General features: G+C 60.8%; 23 protein-coding genes. 8 read left to right on the top strand and 15 right to left on the bottom strand.

The window, feature by feature from the left end:
- Positions 1-53 precede the first annotated feature (53 nt).
- Entirely contained in the window at positions 54-3,050 is a 2,997-nt protein-coding gene (locus ACR0BA_RS07995; protein ID WP_480727479.1) for a cyclic nucleotide-binding domain-containing protein, read from the top strand.
- Between the two features lie 5 nt (positions 3,051-3,055).
- On the opposite strand, the gene ACR0BA_RS07990 is transcribed toward ACR0BA_RS07995, so the two are convergent.
- The 9 genes from ACR0BA_RS07990 to ACR0BA_RS07950 form a co-directional block, all read right to left on the bottom strand.
- Positions 3,056-3,343, bottom strand: a complete 288-nt coding sequence (locus tag ACR0BA_RS07990; RefSeq protein WP_170340532.1) for an ArsR/SmtB family transcription factor — start codon at positions 3,341-3,343, stop codon at positions 3,056-3,058.
- A 115-nt stretch (positions 3,344-3,458) separates the two neighbouring features.
- Positions 3,459-4,691 carry a mandelate racemase/muconate lactonizing enzyme family protein gene (locus ACR0BA_RS07985; RefSeq protein WP_480727235.1) on the bottom strand — a complete coding sequence of 411 codons (1,233 nt, stop codon included), beginning with the start codon at positions 4,689-4,691 and terminating at the stop codon, positions 3,459-3,461.
- A 31-nt stretch (positions 4,692-4,722) separates the two neighbouring features.
- Entirely contained in the window at positions 4,723-5,817 is a 1,095-nt protein-coding gene (locus ACR0BA_RS07980; RefSeq protein ID WP_480727234.1) for a Zn-dependent alcohol dehydrogenase, read from the bottom strand.
- An 80-nt stretch (positions 5,818-5,897) separates the two neighbouring features.
- Complete coding sequence (locus ACR0BA_RS07975; protein ID WP_480727233.1) at positions 5,898-7,097, bottom strand: TCR/Tet family MFS transporter; 1,200 nt, start codon at positions 7,095-7,097, stop codon at positions 5,898-5,900.
- Between the two features lie 124 nt (positions 7,098-7,221).
- Positions 7,222-7,935, bottom strand: coding sequence for an alpha/beta fold hydrolase (locus ACR0BA_RS07970; protein WP_170357068.1), 714 nt, complete (start codon positions 7,933-7,935; stop codon positions 7,222-7,224).
- Positions 7,936-7,946: 11 nt separating this feature from the next.
- Positions 7,947-8,735 carry a 3-oxoadipate enol-lactonase gene (gene pcaD / locus ACR0BA_RS07965; RefSeq protein ID WP_170365203.1) on the bottom strand — a complete coding sequence of 263 codons (789 nt, stop codon included), beginning with the start codon at positions 8,733-8,735 and terminating at the stop codon, positions 7,947-7,949.
- 73 nt (positions 8,736-8,808) lie between these two features.
- Positions 8,809-9,783: a threonine ammonia-lyase gene (locus ACR0BA_RS07960; RefSeq protein WP_480727231.1), complete on the bottom strand. Its 975-nt coding sequence runs from the start codon at positions 9,781-9,783 to the stop codon at positions 8,809-8,811.
- On the bottom strand, positions 9,780-10,607 hold the full coding sequence (locus ACR0BA_RS07955) for an alpha/beta fold hydrolase (protein WP_480727230.1): 828 nt from the start codon (positions 10,605-10,607) through the stop codon (positions 9,780-9,782). Before ACR0BA_RS07955 ends, ACR0BA_RS07960 begins: the two co-directional genes overlap by 4 nt.
- A complete protein-coding gene (locus ACR0BA_RS07950; RefSeq protein WP_480727228.1) occupies positions 10,607-11,293 on the bottom strand; it encodes a haloacid dehalogenase type II in 687 nt (228 codons plus the stop codon). The genes ACR0BA_RS07955 and ACR0BA_RS07950 overlap by 1 nt, the downstream gene beginning before the upstream one ends.
- Before the next feature lie 127 nt (positions 11,294-11,420).
- Between ACR0BA_RS07950 and ACR0BA_RS07945 the strand changes: the two genes are divergently transcribed.
- Positions 11,421-11,849 (top strand): FKBP-type peptidyl-prolyl cis-trans isomerase, encoded by a 429-nt coding sequence (locus ACR0BA_RS07945; protein ID WP_170339858.1) that lies wholly within the window; start codon positions 11,421-11,423, stop codon positions 11,847-11,849.
- 11 nt (positions 11,850-11,860) lie between these two features.
- Here the strand turns inward: ACR0BA_RS07945 and ACR0BA_RS07940 are convergent, their stop codons facing one another.
- From ACR0BA_RS07940 to fabA, 4 genes are read right to left on the bottom strand one after another with little or no spacing between them, the layout of a single operon-like run.
- Positions 11,861-12,043, bottom strand: a complete 183-nt coding sequence (locus ACR0BA_RS07940; RefSeq protein WP_170357073.1) for a hypothetical protein — start codon at positions 12,041-12,043, stop codon at positions 11,861-11,863.
- Positions 12,044-12,101: 58 nt separating this feature from the next.
- Positions 12,102-12,893 carry an enoyl-ACP reductase FabI gene (locus ACR0BA_RS07935; protein ID WP_093965010.1) on the bottom strand — a complete coding sequence of 264 codons (792 nt, stop codon included), beginning with the start codon at positions 12,891-12,893 and terminating at the stop codon, positions 12,102-12,104.
- Between the two features lie 5 nt (positions 12,894-12,898).
- Entirely contained in the window at positions 12,899-14,128 is a 1,230-nt protein-coding gene (gene fabB, locus ACR0BA_RS07930) for a beta-ketoacyl-ACP synthase I (RefSeq protein WP_170339862.1), read from the bottom strand.
- A gap of 48 nt (positions 14,129-14,176) precedes the next feature.
- Entirely contained in the window at positions 14,177-14,686 is a 510-nt protein-coding gene (fabA, locus tag ACR0BA_RS07925) for a bifunctional 3-hydroxydecanoyl-ACP dehydratase/trans-2-decenoyl-ACP isomerase (protein WP_093964585.1), read from the bottom strand.
- Between the two features lie 188 nt (positions 14,687-14,874).
- Between fabA and irrA the strand changes: the two genes are divergently transcribed.
- Complete coding sequence (gene irrA, locus ACR0BA_RS07920) at positions 14,875-15,294, top strand: iron response transcriptional regulator IrrA (RefSeq protein ID WP_480727226.1); 420 nt, start codon at positions 14,875-14,877, stop codon at positions 15,292-15,294.
- Here the strand turns inward: irrA and ACR0BA_RS07915 are convergent, their stop codons facing one another.
- Positions 15,295-16,191 (bottom strand): LysR family transcriptional regulator, encoded by an 897-nt coding sequence (locus ACR0BA_RS07915; protein ID WP_480727225.1) that lies wholly within the window; start codon positions 16,189-16,191, stop codon positions 15,295-15,297. It abuts the gene before it with no gap.
- An 86-nt stretch (positions 16,192-16,277) separates the two neighbouring features.
- Here ACR0BA_RS07915 and ACR0BA_RS07910 point away from each other — a divergent pair, with 86 nt between their 5' ends.
- Positions 16,278-17,075: a phytanoyl-CoA dioxygenase family protein gene (locus ACR0BA_RS07910; protein WP_170357075.1), complete on the top strand. Its 798-nt coding sequence runs from the start codon at positions 16,278-16,280 to the stop codon at positions 17,073-17,075.
- Positions 17,076-17,090: 15 nt separating this feature from the next.
- Here ACR0BA_RS07910 and ACR0BA_RS07905 read toward each other — a convergent pair whose 3' ends face one another.
- Positions 17,091-17,954 (bottom strand): glycosyltransferase family 2 protein, encoded by an 864-nt coding sequence (locus tag ACR0BA_RS07905; RefSeq protein ID WP_480727224.1) that lies wholly within the window; start codon positions 17,952-17,954, stop codon positions 17,091-17,093.
- A gap of 122 nt (positions 17,955-18,076) precedes the next feature.
- Between ACR0BA_RS07905 and miaB the strand changes: the two genes are divergently transcribed.
- The 4 genes from miaB (at position 18,077) to ybeY (ending at position 22,067) form a co-directional block, all read left to right on the top strand.
- Positions 18,077-19,396 (top strand): tRNA (N6-isopentenyl adenosine(37)-C2)-methylthiotransferase MiaB, encoded by a 1,320-nt coding sequence (gene miaB / locus ACR0BA_RS07900; RefSeq protein ID WP_480727223.1) that lies wholly within the window; start codon positions 18,077-18,079, stop codon positions 19,394-19,396.
- Positions 19,397-19,580: 184 nt separating this feature from the next.
- Positions 19,581-20,345 carry an outer membrane protein gene (locus ACR0BA_RS07895; RefSeq protein WP_480727221.1) on the top strand — a complete coding sequence of 255 codons (765 nt, stop codon included), beginning with the start codon at positions 19,581-19,583 and terminating at the stop codon, positions 20,343-20,345.
- A gap of 164 nt (positions 20,346-20,509) precedes the next feature.
- Positions 20,510-21,532, top strand: a complete 1,023-nt coding sequence (locus ACR0BA_RS07890; RefSeq protein WP_093964591.1) for a PhoH family protein — start codon at positions 20,510-20,512, stop codon at positions 21,530-21,532.
- Between the two features lie 40 nt (positions 21,533-21,572).
- Complete coding sequence (ybeY, locus tag ACR0BA_RS07885) at positions 21,573-22,067, top strand: rRNA maturation RNase YbeY (protein ID WP_480727219.1); 495 nt, start codon at positions 21,573-21,575, stop codon at positions 22,065-22,067.
- Positions 22,068-22,083: the final 16 nt, after the last annotated feature.

The raw sequence follows: 22,083 nt of genomic DNA, 5'->3' as shown, positions 1-22,083 counted from the left end.
CGCTGCAAAACAGTTTCGGGTCACCAGTAGGGGCAGGGGCCATAGAACGTTCAATTTTTGGATTTATTTGGAAGTATTCCAAGCGTGATCAGCTTGTTCTGCTGGCCGTGACGGCAACTTTGTTCCCGCTGCTGTACCTGACGCTTGAATTGCCCAAACGCATCATCAACGACGCAATCGGCGCCTCCAGCGAGATCGTGGATGTCTGGGGATACAGTCTGTCGCAGACGACGTTTCTGGTAATTTTGTGCTTCGCCTTTTTGGCGGCGGTGTTGGCGCATGGTTTGATGAAGATGCGCATCAACACGATGAAAGGCGTTCTCAGCGAACGAATGCTGCGCCGGTTCAGATACCAGTTGATCAATCGCGCACTGTTGTTTCCTCAACCCTATTTCGAGCGCGTCAGTCAGGGCGAACTGGTCTCGATGATCACCGCCGAAAGCGAGCCGATGGGCGGGCTGATGGGCGATGCGATCAGCCAGCCTGTCCTTCAGGCGGGGCAGATGCTGACAATCCTGTCCTTTCTATTCCTGCAAAGCGTCTGGTTCGGATTGGCTGCTGTCGCGCTGATCCCATTGCAGGCCTGGCTGATCCCGCGATTGCAGCGCCAGATCAACCTGTTGAACAAGCGCCGGATCCAAGAGGTGCGCGTACTGGCGGCTCAGATCGGCGAGAATGCAGCAGGCGCGGCAACCCTGCGGCAGAACGGCGGCTGGCGCCACCGCCGAGCGCTGATTTCAGATCAACTGTCCCGGCTGTTCAGCATCCGGTTCGAGATCTACCAGAAAAAATTCTTCATGAAGTTCATCAACAACTTCATCTCTCAATTGACTCCGTTCCTATTCTACCTGGTCGGTGGTTTGCTGGTTCTGCAGGGGTCAGTTTCGCTCGGTGCTCTCGTGGCCGCGCTCGCTGCCTACAAGGACCTCAGCTCGCCCTGGAAGGAACTGCTGACCTATTACAACCAGACACAGGACATGTCTCTGCGCTGGGAGGTGGTCATCGAACGGTTCGCCCCGAGCGGCATGCTGGATGAAAGCCTGTTCGAAGGCGAGCCCGACAGCCGACCGCACCTGAATGGCCCGATCGAGTTGGAGCAGGTCTCGGTGCGTGATCTGGATGGCAATCAGGTTCTGGATGATCTGAACCTGACTTTCCCCGCCGGTAAGACCATAGGGGTCGCCGCCCCCAGCGAAGAGGACCGCCGGGCCTTGGCGGATCTATTGACCCGGGAGATCCTGCCAAGTTCGGGCCGGGTCGAAATCGGGGGTGTTAACCTGTCCTCGCTGCACCAGGCCGTCGTGGCGGCCCGGATCGGTCATGCCACATCGCGACCGGTGATGTTCCAGGGAACCGTTGGCGGCAACGTGATGATGCCGATGCAGCTCAGGCCTCTGACCGCTCCACCGGAGGACGCGGACCACCTTGAAACGCTGCGTGCGGGCAACAGCCCCGATCCCTTCCGGGCCACTTGGCTGGACCCTTCCCTGGCCGGGTTCGAAACGGCCGAGCAGCTGCGCGATTGGTGGCTGAAGCTGATCGACGGACTGGGCTCCGGGCCCACCTTGTTCCAACGCGGGGCCGAGTTGGGTTTCGATCCTGAAAAACACCCCGACCTTGCTGCCAAGCTGATCGAGCTGCGGCCCTTGGTGCAGGACGCCGTCAAAAAGGCCGGTCTGGAGTCGCAAGCCCTGATTTTCGACCGCATGACGTACAACGCTGCGCTGCCCGTTGCCGAAAACCTGCTGTTTGCTGTGCCACGCGTGCAGGTGACGCAAGAGTTGCTGGCCCGGCAGACCGTTTTCCTGGGGCAGTTGCGCGAGTTGGGTCTGGATGAAACACTGGTCGGCCTGACACGTGACGTGATCGAAATGCTGCGTCAGATCTTTGGTCTGGACGGGACGGATCACCCGTTGTTCCGCAAGCTGGGTCTCGAGGCCGCCACCTACGAAGCCGCTGTCGACCTGGTAGAGAGGACCCGGGAAACCGGCGCATCGGGGTTGGACGATGACCAGTTGGCCAGCCTGCTGGCCGTGCCTTTCGTGATCTCGGCCGAACAGATTGGGCCGGCCTTTTCCGAAGAGCTCAAGAACCGCATCCTCGAACTGCGGCACAGCCATTCCGACAAGTTGATGGAGCGCCTGAACGACGTGTTCGAGCCGCTGGACCCGGCCACCTTTGCGCCCGGATTGACGGTTATGGAGAATGCGCTGTTCGGCAAGGTCAGCCAGATCGGGGGCGCGCGGTCGGACGAGGTTCGGAAAGTGATCGCAGACGTGCTGACCGAAAACGGAGCCCGTCCGCTGGTGGTTGAGCTGATCTACGATGTACCGGTCGCGCTGGGCGGGCAGAACCTGCCGGCCGCGCTGGCCGAGCCTTTGGCCTTTACCCGCGCGACAATCAAGAAGCCGGATATCCTTATACTGGAAAACGCGCTGGCGAGTTATGGCATGGACACGCAGGTGGCTGTGTTCAGAAACCTGCGAGAGCTGCTTCCGGACGCCACGATCATCTACCTAAACGAACAGTTCAAGAACCCCGGCGCTTTCGACATGTTCGTCGAGATCCGACAGGGGCGCGTAGTGTCCGATCAGGTTCCGTCGGATGTCGAAGGTGACAGTGCAGCCTCGGCGGACCTCACGCGAAAGCTGCGTGCCTTGGAACAGACGCCGCTGTTTTCGGGGCTGGATCGTCGTCAGCTGCGGCTGCTGGCCTTTGGTGCGCGCTGGTACGAGGCAAAGGCCGGCGAAGTCGTGTTCCTCAAGGATGACCAGCCGACCGATGGTGCCTACATGATCATCGACGGCGAAGCGGGTCTGTACCTGCCGCAGCCGCCGGAGGAGGATCGGCTGGTGACCCGCGTCGGCAGCGGCACCCTGGTGGGCGAACTGGGCCTGATCCGCAAAGAGCCCCGTGCACTCAGCATGGTGGCCGAAACCGATCTGACCTGCCTGCGTATCGGCGAGGAAGAGTTCCTGGCCGTGGTGGAAAACGATGCTGCGACCGCGTTCAAGCTGTTGCAGGTGATCGCAGGCTATGTATCACGCTGACAGGTTCAGGCCTGCGGGCTACAGAACAGGGAATGCATCAACTCGATCACCTGCTTGGCTTTGCCGTCGCGCAGCGAATAGTAGATCGTCTTGCCCTCTCGGCGGGTTGAAACCAGGCCTTCGGTTCGCAGACGCGCCAGCATTTGGCTGACAGCGGCCTGGCGCAACTTGAGCAAGGCTTCAAGCTCGCCCACCGAGCGTTCTCCAGCCGCGAGATGGCACAGGATCATCAAGCGGCCCTGATGCGCCAGCGTCTTGAGGAAAGCTGCAGCTTGCGCGGCGCTTTCCTCCATTTCCGAGGGCAATTCGGATTGTGGGGTCGTCAATTCGGCGTCAGTGAAAGTCACGTGGTACCTTGGGGATGGAAATAAGGGGTGGACGCAGTATGCACCAACTTGTCTGAAATTGTCATCCCTCGGTTGCCGGGGCCCCGCCCTGAAAGGCATTGCCGTTGACATAGTCGCAGGGGTCTTCCTGCATCTGCAGGTGCAGACCGTCGCCGGAATAGGGGTGGGCGCGGGCCAGTTCCTCGTCGACCTCGATGCCCAGGCCGGGGGCCGAAGGCGGCTCGACAAAGCCGTTATCGACCCGGATCGAGCCCTTGATCAGCTGGTCATGAAACGGCGTTTCGATGGTCTCGAGCAGCAAAAGGTTCGGGATCGAGGCCGCGAGATGGATGTTCGCGGCCCATTCCACCGGCCCGGCATAGAGATGCGGCGCAATCTGCGCATTGAAGACCTCGGCCATGGCGGCGACCTTCTTCATCTCCCAGATCCCACCGGCCCGGCCCAAGGCGGGCTGCAGGATCTCGGCCGCGCCGGCGCGCAGAACCGCGCCGAATTCGGCCTTTGTCGTCATCCGCTCGCCCGTGGCTACGGGAATGCGGACATTGCGGGCGACGCGGGCCATGTCCTCGATCATGTCCGGGGGGGTGGGCTCTTCGAACCACAGCGGCGAATACGGCTCGATCGCCTGCCCAAGACGGATGGCGCCGGCAGTGTTGAACTGGCCATGGGTGCCGAACAGCAGGTCGGCCTTGTCGCCCACGGCCTGGCGGATCGCCTTGCAGAAGGCCACCGACATCGAGATGTCGGACATGGCTGGCATATGCCCGCCGCGCATTGTGTAGGGGCCGGCGGGGTCGAACTTGACCGCGGTGAAGCCGCGCCGGACCGCTTCGGTGGCGCTTTCCGCGGCCTGTTCGGGAGAGGTCCAGAAATCGGTCAGATTGTGCTGCGGCAGCGGGTACAGATAGGTGTAGGCCCGGATGCGGTCGTTCATCCGGCCGCCGATCAGAGCGTATACCGGGCGGCCCCGGTCCTTGCCCAGAATGTCCCAACACGCAATTTCCAGCCCCGAGAACGCGCCCATCACGGTCAGGTCGGGGCGCTGGGTGAAGCCGCTGGAATAGGCGCGACGGAACATCAGCTCGATATTCTCGGGGTTTTCGCCGGCCATGTGGCGGTCGAAGACGTCGTAAATGACGTGTTTCATCGCCTCGGGACCGACCGAGGAGGCATAACACTCGCCCCAGCCCGTGATGCCGGTATCGGTGGTGACCTTCACCAAAATCCAATAGCGCCCGCCCCAGCCCGGCGCGGGCGGAGCGGTCACGATGACGTCGAGTTCCTGCAGTTTCATCCTGTCTCCTCCCGCCGGTTGGCCGGGGCCGTCAGCCCCGGTCGAATACGATGACGTTGCGCTTGGCCGACCCGGTCTTGGTGTCTTCGATGGCTTCGTTGATCTGTTCCAGCGTCCAGCGACCCGAGATCAGCTCGTCCAGCTTCAGCCGCCCCTGTTCATACAGATCGATCATCCACGGAATGTCGCGCTGGATCACCACGTCGCCCATCTTCGACCCGACCATGCCCTGACCTAGGGCCGCCAGAATGACCGGCTCATAGCTGGATTGCGCGCCGGAATGCGGCATGCCGATCATCACCGCCTTGCCACCGCGACCCAGATAGCGGGGCGCCTGATCATAGGCGGGGATCGCGCCGACGGTGATCAGAACCGCATCAGCCCCGCGACCGCCCAGCGCCTTGTAGGCCGCCTTCCACGGTTCTTTCAGCGTGGCCAGAACCCCGTGCGTGGCGCCGAATTCCTTGGCGATTTCCAGCTTTTCCTCGGTCATGTCCACGGCCACGATCCGCCGGGCGCCGGCCAGCCGCGCGCCCTGGATGGCGTTCAGACCCACACCGCCAGCACCGATGACCACGACATCCTGACCCGGGCGCAACTGCGCGGCGTTGACCGCCGCCCCCACACCGGTGATCACCCCGCAGGACAGCAGGCTGGCCACGTCCTTGGGCATCGCGTCGGGTATCTTGACGATCTGGCGGTGGCTGACCACGACCTTTTCGGCAAAGGCGCCGCAGGCCATGGCCTGCTCCAGCGGCCCACCGTCAGCTGTGCGCAGCGGGCCCTTGACGGTGTCATAGGGTGTTTCGCAGATCACCGGCTTGCCGCTGGCGCAGGACGGGCAGGACCCGCAGGCGCGGATCAGGGTCACCACGACCGCATCGCCAACCTTGAACCCGCCGCTGGCTTCTCCGACGGCCGCGATCACACCGGCGGCCTCGTGCCCGTAGACGGCGGGCAGAAACCCGCCCCAAGCGCCGCTGGCATAGGTGATGTCGGAGTGGCAGATCGCCACTGCATCCAGCGTGACTTCGACCTCGCCCATGCCGGGCGGCGCGATCTGGATGTCTTCGATGACAAGCGGTTCGTTGAAGGCGCGGCATACGGCGGCTTTGATGGTCTGCATGGATCCCTCGTTTGGTTTGGGCCACGGTGACGCGGGAACCTGCGGTCCGCAAGGCTGAAACCGTCATTCCCGTGTCGTTGTTACGTTTCGCTGGGATGTGCGCGCAGAAACAGGACGAATCCGGCCAGCATCAGCAGCAATGCCAACAGGAACGGGGCCCCTGGAAGGTAGAATGCTGCATCAACGCGCGCGAATTGGGCGAAAACGGTGGTCATCACCAACGGGGAGATCACCATCGACAGCGCGTGGAGCGCGGCCAGAACCCCCTGAAGCTCTCCCTGCTGCGAATCCGGGGTTGCACGTGACATCTGTGCCTGAAGGGCCGGCGTCACGACGGCGCCCAGTGCGGTGATCGGAATCAGCATCAACGCAATTGTGCCGTTTGTGAGAAAACCCAGGGCCAGAAAGCTGACGATCTCGAAGATCATGCCCCAAACGATCGTGGTCCGCTCTCCCAAGTGGCGGGTAGCGGGGCGGATCAAGCCGCCCTGAACTGCCGCCATGCCCAATCCGTAGACCGCGAGTGACAACCCGATCATCTGCGGTGACCAACCGAAACGCTCGGTCGTGAAGTATGACCAGATGGCGGGATAGACGTAGATCGATACCGAGTACAAAAAGTATACCCATAGCAACGGTCGGATGCCGGGCAGGGCGGCGATGGCACGTAATGCGCTGTCAGGACGCGCGCGGTGCCAGCGGAATCCGCGGCGGTTCTTGTCGGTCACCGTCTCAGGCATGACCGCGAGGCCCAGCAGGAAATTCGCAAATGACAATCCGGCAGCCGCCCAGAACGGGGCGCGGGTTCCGTATTCGCTCAGCAATCCGCCCATCAAAGGGCCGAGGACGAAACCCACACCAAAAGCTGCTCCGATGAGACCGAAATTGGCGGCCTTTTCATGAGGTTTCGAAACGTCCGCCATAAAGGCCGCTGCGGTAGAGTGGGTGGCCGCGGTGATGCCACCCACGATGCGGCCGATCAGCAGCAGCCAGATACTGCCGGCCATGGCCATGACCACGTAGTCCAAGCTCATGACCAACAGGGAAACCAGCAAGACCGCGCGGCGTCCGTAAGCATCCGACAGGTTGCCCAGCACCGGACCGAACAGGAATTGCATCGCGGCAAAGGCCGTGCTGAGGATCCCGCCCCAGATGGCTGCCGATGCCAGAGAGCCGCCCTGAACCTCAACGATCAGCTGAGGCATGATCGGCATGACCAGTCCGATGCCCATGGCATCGATCATGACTGTGCCGAGAACGAACAGAAAAGGAAGACGCATGAAACCGCACGAATGACTTATTTTGCAAGACCTTAGTCGTCAGCCTGTCGCGTTGTAACCCGGTCTTTTGTGATCGAGGCGAAAATCTCGACTGACGGTACGTCAGCTTTGACCCGGCCGGATCTCAGACGCGGGTAGCGATTGCGTCCAATTGGCGGGCCAGATCCGCCGGATGCGAGAAGAATGGAGAATGGGAGCTGTCGATCGTCAGGCGCAATTCGGGCGGCGCGCAATGGCTCATCTCTTCCTGGTATTCAGTTGGAATCGTCCGGTCATCCATGGTGAGGATATAGGCCTTGGGAATTCCGTCAAAACGCTCGCTCAGAACCAACGGCGTGTCCTGCGGGCGGATCGCCTGCGGGCACAGGCGGGCCAGGGCATAGGTAACAACGTCGGCCGGACAGTCGTGGTAGAAGAGGGATTGCACCCGGTCCGGCAACACGCTGTAGGACAGTCCGTCTGCCGATTTCTCGACCGCATCGCCAATCAGCTGCCTTGGTGCACGCCGGCGCATTTCTATCATCGACAGCCCGGGGACCGGCACGTAGGCGCAGACATAGATCAGGGCCCGCATCCGGTCTGGGGCGAATTCGGCGGCCGCACTGATCGGGTAGCCGCCCCAGGAGTGGCCGACAAGGATCGTTTGCGGGGTCGTGGCATTCAAAACCGCATCTCGACATGTCTCGAGCGTGACCTCGGATACTGGGGTCGGGTCCGATCCATGGCTGGGCAGGTCGATCGCACGGACCGAATGCCCCAGATTCTCAAGTTCCGGTATCAGATCGCGCCAGCACCATGCGCCGTGGCAAGACCCGTGAACAAGAAGAAATTCCGCCACCGTGACCTCCTTCAGATATGTCCGGTTTCTCGCAGAAAAGCGTTCAGCAGCTCGGCGTAGACCTCGGGCCGCTCGACGCAGGGCAGGTGCCCGGCCTTGCGGATCAGCTCGAACCGGGAGCCGGGGATCAGGTCGACGGTTTCGCGCACCAGATCGGGAGGGGTCGAGCCATCTTCCGAGCCCGCAATTCCCAGCGTCGGCAGTCTGAGCCCGCTGGTTGGCGTATAGAAATCCGTGCCCGAGATGGCGGAGCAGCAGCCCAGATACCCCTGCACCGGTTGGCGTACCATCATATTGCGCCATAGCTCGACATCGGGGGTTTCCCGAAATGCTTTCGAAAACCAGCGCTCCATGGTTGCGTCGGCCAGCGCCTCGATCCCACCTGCACGAACGGCGGCCATCCGATCGGCCCACATGGCGGGCGTCCCGATTTTGGCGGCCGTGTTGGACAGGACCATCGCCCGGATCTGATCCATCCGCTTGACGGCCAGCCCCTGCGCGATCATTCCGCCGATCGACAGGCCGACGAAGACGCAATCCCGCACCTCGAGAAAGTCCAGGAGCCGCTCGGCATCGCGCACCAGACTTCCCATCGAATAGGGACCATCCGGTTGCGAGGACAGGCCGTGTCCCCGCTTGTCATAGCGGATGATGCGCAGACCTTTGGGGAGCAGAGGCAGCACGGGGTCCCACAAGCGCATGTCGGTGCCCAACGAATTGGCAAAGACCAGAGGTGGACCATCCGGGTCACCGTCCAAGCGATAGTGAATCTGAACATCTCCGAAATCAGCGATGTGCATCTGGTCAGCCTTTTTTGCTGCGATCATTCCGACAGTTTACGCCGCGATTTATTGCATCTGTCCTAACCCGTTGTCAGGTAAGGAATTCCAACGCGCGGGCAAAGACCTGTGGATCGACATTCCCGCCCGATGCCACGACGATAACGGCGTCGCCCTGGATCTCGTCCTTGCGGAACAACGCCGACGCCAACGAGACTGCCCCACCCGGTTCCAGAACGACCTTGAGGCGCAGGAACGCCAAGGCCATGGCGCGGAGAGCCTCGTCTTCGGATACCGCCAATCCCGGTCCGCAGAGGCGACGAAGGATCGGGAAGGTAATATCACCGGGCCGCGGTGTCAGGATCGCGTCGCAGATATTGCCTGCGGCTGCGTTGTTGGTCTGAACGGACCCCGAGGCCAGGGATCTTTTGACATCGTCGAATCCTTCGGGTTCGCAGGGGCGCGCCCTGAGACCCGGCGCATGTTTTTCCAGGGCAAGTGCCACGCCTGAGGTCAGTCCACCGCCACCACAGCATACCAGAACATCGGCGTCGGTCACACCGAGATCGCGCGCCTGCCGCGCCACCTCGAGGCCGACGGTGCCCTGACCGGCGATCACCTGCGGTTCGTCATACGGGCGGATCAACGTAAGACCGCGCTCCCGGGACAACGCCTCGCCGATCTCTTCGCGGCTTTCATTGGCGCGATCATATAGGATGACCTCGGCGCCCAACGCGCGAGTGTTTTTGATTTTCAGAGCCGGTGCGTCGGATGGCATGATGATGACGGACTGAACACCATGAAGCGTAGCGGCATGCGCCACGCCCTGCGCATGGTTGCCTGATGAATACGCGATCACCCCGCGTTTGCGAGCCTCGGAATCCAGGGCGGAAATCGCAGACCACGCGCCGCGAAACTTGAAGCTTCCGGTGTGTTGAAGACACTCGGGCTTGACCAGAACGCGCCGCCCGGCAAGGTCGTCCAGAAACGGCGATGTGAGGATCGGGGTTTCGCGCGCGTGCCCTTGCAGGAGCACGGCAGCGGCTTCGATCAGGTCAATTGTGCTCATATCAAATCCAGTACTTTGCGAATGACGGTAATGGACTGCGGTTCGTCCAGAAATGGAACATGGCCCCGGTCGGGCACTTCAGCCGAAATCAGCCCCGCGTGACGCCGGTGCATCTCTGTAAGGGTCTCGGCGCTCAGCAAGTCCGAGTTCGCTCCACGGATTACTCCGGTGGGAAGCGGGTTCAGGGCTTCGAACAATGGCCACAAATCAGCGGGCGGGCCCGCTGCAATCTGTTCTTTCAACGCGGTTCTCAATGCGGGGTCATAGCGCAACCGAAGGCCGGTGCCGGTTTCTTCGTATTGGAATGCGGCCTGCTTTCTCCAGGTTTCAATCGATACGCCCGGAAACTGCGGGTCCATTGCCTGTTTCAGCGCAAAAGCGGCCTGTTCCAGCGTTGTTGCGGCAGGAGCCTTGCCGACATAATCCATAATGCGCCCGATGGCCGACGGTTCGATTTCGGGGCCCACATCATTCAGAATGACGGCACTCAGACGTTCGGGGCGAATTGCGGCGAGGGTCATGGCAATCAACCCGCCACGCGAGGTGCCAAGGATGCTGACCCGATCTAGCTTGAGGTGATCCAGCAACTCGATCACGTCCTGTGCCTCGCGCGGAACGGAATAGTTGCAATAATCCGGATCAAAATCCGAGTCGCCGCGCCCCCGATAGTCCATCGTAATGACACGCAGTCCGTTGGCGTGCGGCGCGAAGAAGGAAAAATCCCGGCTGTTTCTGGTCAGGCCGGCAAGGCACAGCAGCGGCTTGCCGCTGCCTGTTTCTTCGTAGGTCAGGCGCAGACCGTCAGACGTCGTGAATTGCGGCATCAAACGCCCGCCAGTTCCGGGATCGAGGCCAGGTCGGACAGGACATGCGCCGGGGTCCACGGCAATCGGTCCATTGGTTCGCCGGCGCGGTTGACCCAGGCCGTAACGAACCCGTACCCGCTGGCTCCGGCGGCGTCCCAACCATTCGAGCTGACGAACAGAACATTCGATCGTTCGCACCCGAAACGGTCGCACACAAGATCATAGACCCGTGCATGCGGTTTGAAGACGCCGACGCTTTCGACTGACAGTATGTCGTCCAATACGCCGCCGATACCCGCAGATCTGACCGCGCCTTCCAGCATGGGCGGCGATCCGTTTGACAGGATCGCGGTCTGCATCCCGCCATCCTTGAGCGCCTTCAGTATGGCGGGAACCTCGGGATAGGCCTGCAGTTCCCAATACAGGTCCAGCAGTCTCTGCCGCAGCGCTGGGTTCCTCTGCAAGCCTGTCGCCTCGAGCGCCCAGTCCAGGCCATCCTGCGTTACGTCCCAGAAATCGGCATGTGCGTCCGCCACAGCACGCAGCCACGTGTATTGCAGCTGCTTCAACCGCCAGTGGTTGGCCAGTTCAGGCCACTTGTCACGCAGCGCATCCTGGCCCGGTTCGGCGGCCGCCTGACGTGCGGCTGCGGCCACGTCGAAAAGGGTTCCGTACGCATCGAAAACGCAGGTTGTGATCGCCATCTGCCTCTCCCCATCTTCCGGGGCAGGTTGGCACAGGCCATGCGCGGGTTAAAGCGTAAAAGGGTTTACATTGCCGGGTCAGTCTCTAGGTTGGACCGCTCATTCCAAACTCAGGTCGGAGACAGTCATGACCGCAATCAAACAAGGCGACACAGTTCGCATTCACTACACTGGAACTTTGCGGGACGGCAACGTTTTCGACAGCTCGGAAGGACGCGATCCGCTTGAGTTCGCCGTGGGGTCCGGCCAGATCATTCCCGGTCTGGACGCCGCTCTGCCGGGTATGGAAATCGGCGAGAAGAAGCGGGTCGAAGTGGATTGCCAGGACGCCTATGGGCCGATCAATCCCGCTATGCGCCAGGACGTCCCGCGCGAAGGCATCCCGGACGACATCCCGCTGGACCCCGGCACCCAGCTGCAGATGCAGACCCCCGATGGTCAGGCGCTGCCTGTGACGGTGGTGGACGCCAACGAAGAAACCGTGACCCTAGACGCAAACCACCCGCTGGCGGGCCAGGATCTGATCTTCGACATCGAGGTCGTTTCGATCAACTGATCAGCGCGCGTTCAGCCGCCCAACAATGACCCAACCGCCTCACGAAGCTGCGGTTGGGTATAGAAGATCCACAATACCAACAATGTCGTCAGGGTCAGCAGCAGCGTACGCGCGCGGCTGCTGAGCACTCCGGTCTTGCGACGAGAGTGAGATGCACGCGAATTGGTCGCGATTATCCGGTCTAGTTTGCTCATGTGATATCCCTGCCGCGGAAGTTTGGTAAAATCTTGGCAACGACAGGGAAAGATCGCGTCACATGAAGTCGGGCTGAGGCATTCCCAAGATGTGGAATCCGCCGTCTACGCGAATGATTTCACCGGTGGTGCAGGCCCCTGCGTCCGACGCAAGGTAAACGGCCGTGCCGCCAACCGCTTCGAGCGTAGCATTTGATCGCAGCGGGGCGTTTTGGTCGCAAAACTTGTAGGTCTTGCGAGCCCCCCCGATGGCCGCGCCGGCCAGGGTTTTCATAGGTCCGGGCGAGATGGCGTTGACCCGGATCCCGTCGGGGCCCAGATCGTTTGCAAGATAGCGCGTCGCCGATTCCAGTGCAGCCTTTGCGACACCCATGACATTGTAGTTCGGCACGACCTTGTTCGAACCCTGATAGGTCAGGGTGAGCAGCGTCCCGCCGTTTTCTTTCATCATCGGATAGGCGCGACGGGCCACTTCGATGAATGAATAGGCCGAGACATCCAGCGAGTGCTTGAAATTCGCCCGCGTGGTGTTGAGGAACCGCCCGGTCAGCTCGGTCTTATCCGAATAGGCGATGGCGTGGACGAGGAAATCAATCGTTGGCCAACGGGCTGCCAGTTCGTCGAAGGCCCGGTCCAGCGAAGCGTCATCGGTCACGTCCGCATCGACCATGAAGTCGCTGCCCAAGCTCTGTGCAAGCGGTTCCAGCCGTTTTCCGAAAGCCTCGCCCTGGTAGGTGAATGCCAGTTCGGCGCCTGCCTCGTGCATGGCCTTGGCAATGCCCCAGGCGATCGACCGATCATTGGCGACGCCCATGATCAGCCCGCGCTTACCCTTCATAGAATCCGACATCATAATCACCCGTTATACTTGGACAGAATCATGGAACCGTTGGTGCCACCAAAGCCGAAGCTGTTGGTCATGACACTGTCCAAACCTGCGTTTTCAACAACCTCAGTAGCAATTTCGCCGGGCTGGATGCCTTCGGCCAGCGTGTCGACATTGATCGACGGCGCAATGAAATCATGCTGCAGCATCAAGAGGCAGAAAATCGCCTCGAGCGCGCCGGCAGCACCCTGAGCGTGGCCGGTCATCGACTTGGTCGAGGAGATCGGCGGCACATTGCCCTCGCCGAAAATCCGGCGGACGGCTTCGACTTCGCCCACATCCCCGACCGGTGTCGAGGTCCCGTGCGCGTTGATGTAGCCGACCTTGCGGCCTTCGGGCAGGGTGGACAAAGCCAGGCGCATCGCGCGCTCTCCACCTTCTCCCGAGGGCGCGACCATGTCGTGCCCGTCGGAGGTTGCGGCATATCCCGTCACCTCGGCATAGATCTTCGCGCCCCGGGCCAGAGCATGTTCCAGCTCTTCCAGAACGACGATGCCGCCGCCGCCCGAGATCACGAATCCGTCGCGGTTCTGATCGAACGCGCGCGAGGCTTTTTCGGGTGTGTCGTTGTATTTCGAGGACATCGCGCCCATCGCATCGAACAGGCAGGACAGGGTCCAGTCCAGTTCTTCGCCGCCACCGGCGAACATCACGTCCTGTTTACCAAGCATGATCTGCTCGGCCGCATTTCCGATGCAATGCAGCGACGTCGAACAGGCAGAGGTGATCGAGTAGTTGATGCCCTTGATCTTGAACGCGGTCGCCAGGTTGGCCGAGATCGTCGAGCACATGCATTTCGGTACGGCAAACGGTCCGATGCGCTTGGTTGCGCCGGTTTTCAGAACGGTCTGGTGTGCGGTCAGCATGGCGCTGGTGGACGGTCCACCGGACCCGGCAACAAGACCGGTACGCGGGTTGACAACCTGATCTTCGCTCAGACCCGCGTCAGCGATTGCCTGGCTCATCGCGATATGGGCATACGCGGCGCCTGGTCCCATGAACCGCAAGGTGCGCTTGTCGACCTGTTCCGACACATCGATCTTGAGCGTCCCTGCAACCTGGCTGCGGAAGCCGTGCTCGACCATCTGCTCGCTGGCCTCGATGCCGGACTTACCCGCCTTGAGCGAGGCCAGAACCTCTTCGGCATTGTTCCCGATGGAAGAGACAACCCCCAAACCGGTGACGACGACGCGACGCATTTGCGTTCTCCTGTGTTCCGTTCCCTGTTGACTGTCAGTCAGCTGGGGTCAGCTTTCCGACAATGCAACCTTCATGTCCTTGACCTGATAGATGACTTCGCCATCCGCTTCGACCCGGCCATCCGCCACACCCATGGTCAGGCGGCGGGTCTGGACTGCCTTTGTGAAGTCCACGTAATAGGTCAGCATCTTGCGGTCGGGACGCACCATGCCTGTCAGTTTCACTTCGCCCACACCCAGCGCATAGCCGCGACCCTGCCAGCCACGCCAGCCGAGGTTGAAACCCGTCAGCTGCCACAGTCCGTCAAGACCCAGACAACCCGGCATGATCGGGTTTCCGGGAAAGTGGCAATCGAAGAACCAAAGGTCCGGTGTGATGTCGAATTCGGCCACGACATGCCCCTTGCCGTGCGCGCCGCCGTCGCCTGAAATGTCGGTGATGCGGTCCATCATCAGCATCGGGGGAGCCGGAAGCTGAGCATTTCCGGGGCCGAAGAGTTCGCCGCGGGCGCATTTCAGCAGGTCGTCCTTGTCAAAGCTGCTTGGGAATTGGGCCATTCTGCCGCGTCTCCTGCCAGGGGTCTGTTTATTCAATCTGGCCTCGTCTATCACCCGTTTGCAAGGTCCTGCAAGACCACCCGAACACATCCGGCCCGCCAGAGCCGTTGGTTGCGAATGAATTTCATTTGAAATTGGTGGTGGTCGGCACTTATATATTGAGGCAGGGGAAATTGGGTAATGGTTTCATGACAGCTCAAAGCCGGGACATCGCTACGAACTGGTTGGTTGACGCCGGGCTGCGCCCGACGCGCCAGCGTGTTGCCTTGGCCGAATTGCTGGTGGGCGATGGCCGCCACCGACATGTCACCGCCGAAAGCCTGTTCGAGTCGGCCAAGAACAAGGGCGACGCCGTTTCCCTTGCTACGGTCTACAATACTCTGCGAGCCTTCTGCGATGCCGGCGTTCTGCAGGAAATCACCGTGGACGGCTCAAAAAGCTATTTCGACACCAACACCCATGACCACCCGCATTTCTTCTGGGAGGACGAGGGCCGCCTGAGCGATGCGCCGTCCGACCAACTGGTTATCCAGCGTCTGCCCGAAGCACCGTCCGGGGTCGAGATCGCGTCGGTGGACGTTGTCATCCGACTGCGCAAAAAGCGCTGATTACAGTTTCCCTAGCGACCTAACCAGAGCCTGTTCAGCAGCGGCGACTGTCGTGTCCGCAGGGCCGATGCCGTGACGAGCCAGAATCACGGCCTCGGTTGCATCGGGGTCGCTGATCGGCAGGCTCAGCAGCGGCATCCGATCATAGCTGAGGCCGTTTTGCGGGCTGGCATAGCTGATGCCCACCCCTTCACCATGGGCCGCAAGACTGCGTTGGATCTCGAGCGATTCCGCGCGGTAGGACACGCTGGGGTGCAGCCCATGACGCCGGAACAAGCCCAGGACATGCTGCGCTGACAGACCTTCTTTGGACAGGATGAGCGGGTATTGCTCAAGCACGGCAAGTGAAACGCTGCCTTGCCCGGCCAAAGGGTGCGCGGGACTGACCAGCGCGTTTGGCGTACTGTCCAGCAGCTTGTGGCGTGAGAAACCGGCATCGAGGCCTAGGTCGTAGGTGAGCGCCAGATCGAAACGGCCGTCGGTCAATCCGCTGATCAAGCCTTCGAAAGTGTCAACACCGTGGGTCAGAACGATATCGGGAAGGGTGTCCCTGATCGTCTGCATTGCCCGCGCCAGGAGGAACGGTGCAAGATCTACAAAACAACCCAACTTCAAACGGCTTGTTCCTGCAACTAGGGCTTTCGCCTCTTCGATCCGGGCAGCGCTCGTCAGCAAGGCTTCGGCCCTGTCGATGAACTCGCGCCCCTGAGGCGTCAGCGACATTGCCGCGCCGCGTCGGCGCGAGAAGAGTGGATGGCCCAGGTGTTCTTCGACCCGGGTCAGCGCGTTTGAAAGCGCAGGTTGCGAAACGTTCAGGTGCTGTGCCGCGGCGGACAGGCTTCCGTGTCGCCCAATGGCGCAAACATATTCGTACTGGCGCAAGGTGATATATAACATGGAGTTAATGCTTATTTTGAAAGATATGATTTGAACAGGGGTGCCAGACATGTGCAAATCGGCCTCAGCAAATGACGGAGACCGAAATGCCACACCCTCTTGTTTCCCCGGAGATGATCGAAACCTATCGCAATGACGGGGTTGTTCTGGTCAAGGGCCTGTTCGCCGATCACGTCGATGCCTTGCGAGAAGGGGTGGCTCGCAACATGGCTGATCCCGGGCCATATGCGTCGGAAAACAAGAAAGAAGGCGAAACCGGCCGTTTCTTTGACGACTACTGCAACTGGTCTCGCATCCCCGAGTTTCGGCAGGTCATTCAAGCCTCTCCGGTTGCCGAGGTCGCTGCTGACCTGATGGAGTCCCGTTCGGTCCAGATTTTCCATGACCACGTTCTGGTAAAGGAGCCCGGCACCTCGATGGCCACGCCGTGGCATCAGGATGGGCCCTATTACTTTGTGGAAGGGCGTCAGACGATAAGCTTCTGGTCGCCGCTCGACCCGGTGACGCAGGCGACTCTGCGTTGCGTGGCGGGGTCTCACCTGTGGGAAAAGGAAGTGTTGCCGACGCGCTGGGTTTCGGAGGAGGGTTTCTTTCCTGACGAGGGCCAGTACATCGCGGTACCAGACCCCGTGGCCGAAGGGATGCGGATCGTTGAGTTCGACATGGAACCCGGCGATGCGGTCGCCTTCAACTTTCGAACCCTGCATGGTGCCCGAGGAAACCAGTCGAACAGCCGGCGCCGCGCCTTCTCGCTGCGGCTGGTCGGGGATGACGCCCGGTATGTCGAGCGTCCGGGCCGGACGTCGCCGCCGTTTCCGGGGCATGACATGCGGGCTGGACAACGATTGCGCGAGGACTGGTTCCCGGTTCTGCTCAATCGCTGAGCCGTTCCGGCCCGCTCAGAACCACTGGCCAGGTTCCATCAGGCCAAGGTCCAGCAACTGGTGCGAGTTCCATTGGAAAGGAACCGAGGACGGGCAGCGGAAACTGGGAATATCAAAGGTCGATCCCGCGTTGCTTTTTAGCGCCTTGGCGGCGCGGAAGGAACAGATGGCGGCCGTCAGGTTGTGATGCCAGGGACAGGCATAGGTGTTGTACTCGGGTTCGTTAAAGGTGTGATCGGGTTGGAGGGTCAGACCCTTGCAGCTTTTGAACAGCGCGATCCGGTCGATCCGGCGCCGTTCATACGGGATGTGATCCTCGAACCGCCAACGCAGGCCACCCGACATATCCAATTGACGCTCCAGCGGTTGTCCCGATCGGTCGTGCCGGGGATGAGCATAATATCCAGTGCTGTCCAGCATCGCATGATCCGGGGCCACGCCGTTGGGATAGGCGGACAGGTCGTCGGCGTAGATGTCGATCACGTGGCAGAGCATCGCGTCGCGCCGCTCCTCGGCGTGAAAGGCCAGCATCTCTGCGACCGTGCGCGTTTCGCAGAACGGAAAGAACAGGTATTCCGAGTTGTAGCAGTAGTACAGCCAGATGTTTGGCGCCGCCTGAATGACGCGATTTATGGTGTCGAACACCACGTTTCTGGGCGAGCAGCGCATCGTGACCCGGTGCACCCGGTCCAAGATTTCAGGCAGGATCGAAAACTGGGCCGGTGCAAATACGATCACGGATTTGAACCCCAAGTCCAAGTGATGGCGCAAGGTCCCATCAAGCTCGACATCGTCTTCGGCAAAAACCAATGCGACCGGCCCCTTGGTCAACGCTGCCCGGCCCGATTTCAGAAAGTGGTCGAGGGATTCGTATTTCATTGCCCGCTTGTAGCCTGCCTTGCTGGAAATACCCGTCAAATTCGGGTAATTGCGCCAGCATTGCAAGCGGCGTTCGATGCGTATAGACGACGCCGATCCAGCGAACGCAAAAGGTCCAGCCCATGTCCGAACCGAAAAAGCTGTATATCAAGACCTATGGCTGTCAGATGAACGTCTATGACAGCGAACGCATGTCCGAGGCGTTGGGCGGGCAGGGCTATGTGGAAACGCAGTCGCCCGAAGATGCGGACATGATCCTGCTGAACACCTGCCACATCCGCGAAAAGGCGGCCGAAAAGGTGTATTCCGAACTGGGCCGCTTCAAGGGGTTGAAGGCCGAAAAGCCCGATCTGAAGATCGGCGTGGCGGGCTGTGTGGCACAGGCCGAGGGCGAAGAGATCATGCGCCGGCAGCCGCTGGTCGATCTGGTTGTCGGCCCGCAAAGCTACCATCGCCTGCCCGAGCTTGAGGCAAAGACGCGCGCCGGCGAAAAGGCGCTGGATACCGATTTCCCCGAAGAGGACAAGTTCGAGAAGCTCAAGAACCGCCCCAAGGCCAAGCGCGGCCCGACGGCGTTTCTGACCGTGCAGGAGGGTTGTGACAAGTTCTGCGCCTTCTGCGTCGTGCCCTATACCCGCGGGGCCGAGGTCAGCCGCCCCGCCGACCGCATCCTGCGCGAGGCACAGGACCTGGTCGAGCGCGGCGTGCGCGAGATCACGCTCCTTGGCCAGAACGTCAACGCCTATCACGGTGCCGGACCCGATGGCGACATGACCCTGGCCGGGTTGATCTGGGAATTGAACAAGATCGATGGGCTGGAGCGCATCCGGTTCACAACCTCGCATCCCAACGACATGACCGACGACCTGATCGAGGCGCATGGCACCTGCGAAAAGCTGATGCCCTATCTGCACCTGCCGGTGCAGTCGGGGTCGGACAAGATCCTCAAGCGGATGAACCGCAGCCACACCGCCGAAAGCTATCTGCGTCTGATCGAGCGGATCCGCGAGGCGCGCCCCGACATCCTGATGTCGGGCGATTTCATCGTGGGCTTCCCCGAAGAAACCGAAGAGGATTTCCAGGCCACGTTGGATCTGGTCGAGCAGGTCCGTTATGGCTATGCGTATTCGTTCAAGTATTCGACCCGGCCGGGCACGCCTGCGGCCGAGCGTCCGCAGGTCGACCCGCAGGAAGCTGACGACCGTCTGCAACGCTTGCAGGCTCTGATCACCCGGCACCAGCGCGAGATCCAGGATGCCATGGTTGGTCGGACAGTCCGGGTTCTGTTTGAGAAACCCGGGCGTCTGGCCGGACAGATGGTTGGCAAGTCCGAGTATCTGCATGCCGTCCACGTTTCCGGAGCCGATATTTCGGCGGGAGATCTTCGCAACGTCCGGATCACGGCCTCCGGCGCCAATTCACTGGCCGGCGAGGTGCTGTGACAGGGCTGCGTTTCACCGCTCAGGCAACACTCGTGGCGTTTGTTTCCAAAATTTACCCTTGATTTATCGCTTGGAACTATGGTCGGAGAATAGCCAGAATTCTCGGGGCCGTGTTTCCATTGGCCTTCGGGGTTTTACATCGGTGGGGCTTCGGGTCGCCCGGGCACCGCAATGGAGGGTACGAGTGACACGTCAGGCAGGTATTCGACAAACAGGGGTGGGCCGTGTTCTGGCCGGCCTATTGCTGGCCGCCAGCGTAGGTATTCCCACTCATGCGGGGGATTTGGACGGCGCCGTTTCCGATCCGGTCGTGTTGGGGCCGGAGCGCTATTCCAAAGACGTCAGCGCCTTCTATTTGGGGTTCAGCGCCGGGTATGGATCAGGCGGAACAGACCAGTTCGGGCTCGCTACCAATGCGGGCACCTTTCCCATCGGCAAACTTGACCTGAGCGGTGCCTATGGCGGGATACGGGGCGGTTGGCGCGGTGTTCTACCTGCGCGTGGCGGGCGCGATTACGTCTACGGGTTCGAGATCGGGTACGATTTCGCTTCGCTGGATGACAGTGTCACCACGCAGATAGGCACCACGACCGTTCAGGGTGGTTCCGAGATATCGGATGTGCTGTCGCTGCGGTTCAAGAACGGGCTGACCAACCCCAGCGGTTCGGTTCTGTATTTCGTTACCGTCGGGTTCGTTCAGGGTGAAATCGAAACGACCAACAGCCTGTCCAGCGGCGGCACCACTCATTCTTTCGCAAGCGATGACCGACGCAACGGATTCGTGGCCAGCATCGGGGCCGAGCATCAGTTGAACGACAATTGGTCCGTCACTGGCGAACTCGAATATGTGCAGTTCCAGTCGAAGGTCGTCGACTTTGGCTCGGGCTTCTCGACCAAATCCACGCCCAGCTACCAGGGGATTCGCGTCGGATTGAACTACAAGTTCTGATCCCAAGGGCGGATTCCGGCCCGAGATTTCATCACGCCGGGCCATGAATTCCTTTCCGCCTGACCGATTTGCGATCAGTTGCTCAGATTTTTGAATCTGTGGCTTGCGCCGACCGACTCTTGTTGTCTACGCTTGGGGTGACAACGCCAAGACAGGAGAACGGATTGGCCATCGGTGCCCTTACCCCACCGCAAGATGAAATGCCCGCGAACGAGGCGTTTGTTGAATTCCCTGACAACCGATTGTTGATTGATCTTTGCGGCGAATACGACCGCAATCTGGCCGAGATCGAGCGGAAACTGTCCGTTCAGATCGTGCGCCGCGGCAACCAACTGGTCGTCATGGGCGAAGACGAGCTTCAGAAGCAGGCGATCGAGGTTTTGCAGGCCCTCTACACCCGACTGGAAGGCGGGCGCGACGTCGAAGCTGCCGACGTTGATCGCGAATTGCGGATGGGCAATTCCGAAGCCGGAACCGGCTCGCGTGATGGCGACCAGCTTGAAATGTTCAAGGGTGGAACAGTCGAAATCAAGACCCGCAAAAAGCTGGTCGAACCCCGTACTGACGCGCAAAAGGCTTATGTGCAGTCGCTGTTCAACAACGAACTCGCCTTTGGCATCGGCCCGGCGGGAACGGGCAAGACCTACCTTGCCGTGGCCGTGGGTGTGTCGATGTTCATCGGCGGACATGTGGATCGAATCATCCTCAGCCGCCCAGCCGTCGAAGCCGGCGAAAAGCTGGGTTACCTGCCCGGAGACATGAAAGACAAGGTCGATCCGTATATGCAGCCGCTGTACGACGCGTTGAATGACTTTCTGCCTGGCAAGCAACTGGCCAAGCTGATCGAGGAAAAGCGGATCGAAATCGCCCCGCTGGCGTTCATGCGCGGGCGGACACTGGCCAATGCCTTCGTTGTATTGGACGAGGCCCAGAACGCCACGACGATGCAGATGAAGATGTTCCTGACGCGCTTGGGCGAGGGTAGCCGGATGGTGATCACCGGCGACCGGTCGCAGGTGGATCTGCCGCGCGGCGTGGCTTCGGGGCTTGCGGATGCCGAGCGGCTGCTGAAGACGATCCCGAATATCAGCTTCAACTACTTCACATCCAAGGACGTGGTGCGCCATCCGCTTGTCGCCGCGATCATCGAGGCGTATGAGGCCGACTCGGGCCGGGAAACGGGTTGAACCGTCGGACCTGGGCAAATCGGCCTCGGAGCGTCACGAGATGAACTTGGAAATCACGATCGAAGACCCGCGTTGGCAGGGTATTGAGCCGTTGGCGCGCAAGGCCGTGGCCGCGACGCTGGCGCATTGCGGTGTGGATGCCGATTTGTGCGAAGTCAGCGTTCTGGGCTGCGACGACGCCCGGATTGCCGAGTTGAACGCTGAATTTCGTGAAAAGCCTGCGCCGACGAATGTGCTGAGCTGGCCCGCCGAGGACCTTGCTGCGGATCAGCCCGGCGGCACACCGCTTGTGCCCCAGCCGGATTTCACGGGTGACATCGCGCTTGGTGACATCGCGATCTCGTATGACACTTGCTGGCGCGAGGCTCAGGAGGCCGGGAAATCCATGGATGACCACGTGACCCATTTGCTGGTTCACGGAGTGTTGCATTTGCTGGGTTATGATCACATTCGTGACCTTGACGCCACTTTGATGGAACGTGCCGAGGTCGAGATACTTGGCAAAATGGGTATTGATGACCCATATAATGGGTAATGTGGGCCTTGGTGCC

Source organism: Ruegeria sp. CI5, assembly GCF_056536885.1.
The sequence above is the reverse complement of the archived record's forward strand: the minus strand, read 5'-3'. Positions and strand labels throughout refer to the sequence as shown.

Bases quoted from the DNA above. Each gene is read 5' to 3' on its own strand.
- ACR0BA_RS07940 (WP_170357073.1), bottom strand. From the start codon at position 12,043: ATGAGCAAACTAGACCGGATAATCGCGACCAATTCGCGTGCATCTCAC.
- ACR0BA_RS07945 (WP_170339858.1), top strand. From the start codon at position 11,421: ATGACCGCAATCAAACAAGGCGACACAGTTCGCATTCACTACACTGGA.
- ACR0BA_RS07990 (WP_170340532.1), bottom strand. From the start codon at position 3,343: ATGGAGGAAAGCGCCGCGCAAGCTGCAGCTTTCCTCAAGACGCTGGCG.
- ACR0BA_RS07905 (WP_480727224.1), bottom strand. From the start codon at position 17,954: ATGAAATACGAATCCCTCGACCACTTTCTGAAATCGGGCCGGGCAGCG.
- ACR0BA_RS07950 (WP_480727228.1), bottom strand. From the start codon at position 11,293: ATGGCGATCACAACCTGCGTTTTCGATGCGTACGGAACCCTTTTCGAC.
- ACR0BA_RS07910 (WP_170357075.1), top strand. From the start codon at position 16,278: ATGCCACACCCTCTTGTTTCCCCGGAGATGATCGAAACCTATCGCAAT.
- fabA (WP_093964585.1), bottom strand. From the start codon at position 14,686: ATGGCCCAATTCCCAAGCAGCTTTGACAAGGACGACCTGCTGAAATGC.
- ACR0BA_RS07960 (WP_480727231.1), bottom strand. From the start codon at position 9,783: ATGAGCACAATTGACCTGATCGAAGCCGCTGCCGTGCTCCTGCAAGGG.
- ACR0BA_RS07955 (WP_480727230.1), bottom strand. From the start codon at position 10,607: ATGCCGCAATTCACGACGTCTGACGGTCTGCGCCTGACCTACGAAGAA.
- ACR0BA_RS07915 (WP_480727225.1), bottom strand. From the start codon at position 16,191: ATGTTATATATCACCTTGCGCCAGTACGAATATGTTTGCGCCATTGGG.
- ACR0BA_RS07935 (WP_093965010.1), bottom strand. From the start codon at position 12,893: ATGTCGGATTCTATGAAGGGTAAGCGCGGGCTGATCATGGGCGTCGCC.
- irrA (WP_480727226.1), top strand. From the start codon at position 14,875: ATGACAGCTCAAAGCCGGGACATCGCTACGAACTGGTTGGTTGACGCC.
- ACR0BA_RS07980 (WP_480727234.1), bottom strand. From the start codon at position 5,817: ATGCAGACCATCAAAGCCGCCGTATGCCGCGCCTTCAACGAACCGCTT.
- ybeY (WP_480727219.1), top strand. From the start codon at position 21,573: ATGAACTTGGAAATCACGATCGAAGACCCGCGTTGGCAGGGTATTGAG.
- miaB (WP_480727223.1), top strand. From the start codon at position 18,077: ATGTCCGAACCGAAAAAGCTGTATATCAAGACCTATGGCTGTCAGATG.
- pcaD (WP_170365203.1), bottom strand. From the start codon at position 8,735: ATGCACATCGCTGATTTCGGAGATGTTCAGATTCACTATCGCTTGGAC.
- ACR0BA_RS07985 (WP_480727235.1), bottom strand. From the start codon at position 4,691: ATGAAACTGCAGGAACTCGACGTCATCGTGACCGCTCCGCCCGCGCCG.
- ACR0BA_RS07975 (WP_480727233.1), bottom strand. From the start codon at position 7,097: ATGCGTCTTCCTTTTCTGTTCGTTCTCGGCACAGTCATGATCGATGCC.
- fabB (WP_170339862.1), bottom strand. From the start codon at position 14,128: ATGCGTCGCGTCGTCGTCACCGGTTTGGGGGTTGTCTCTTCCATCGGG.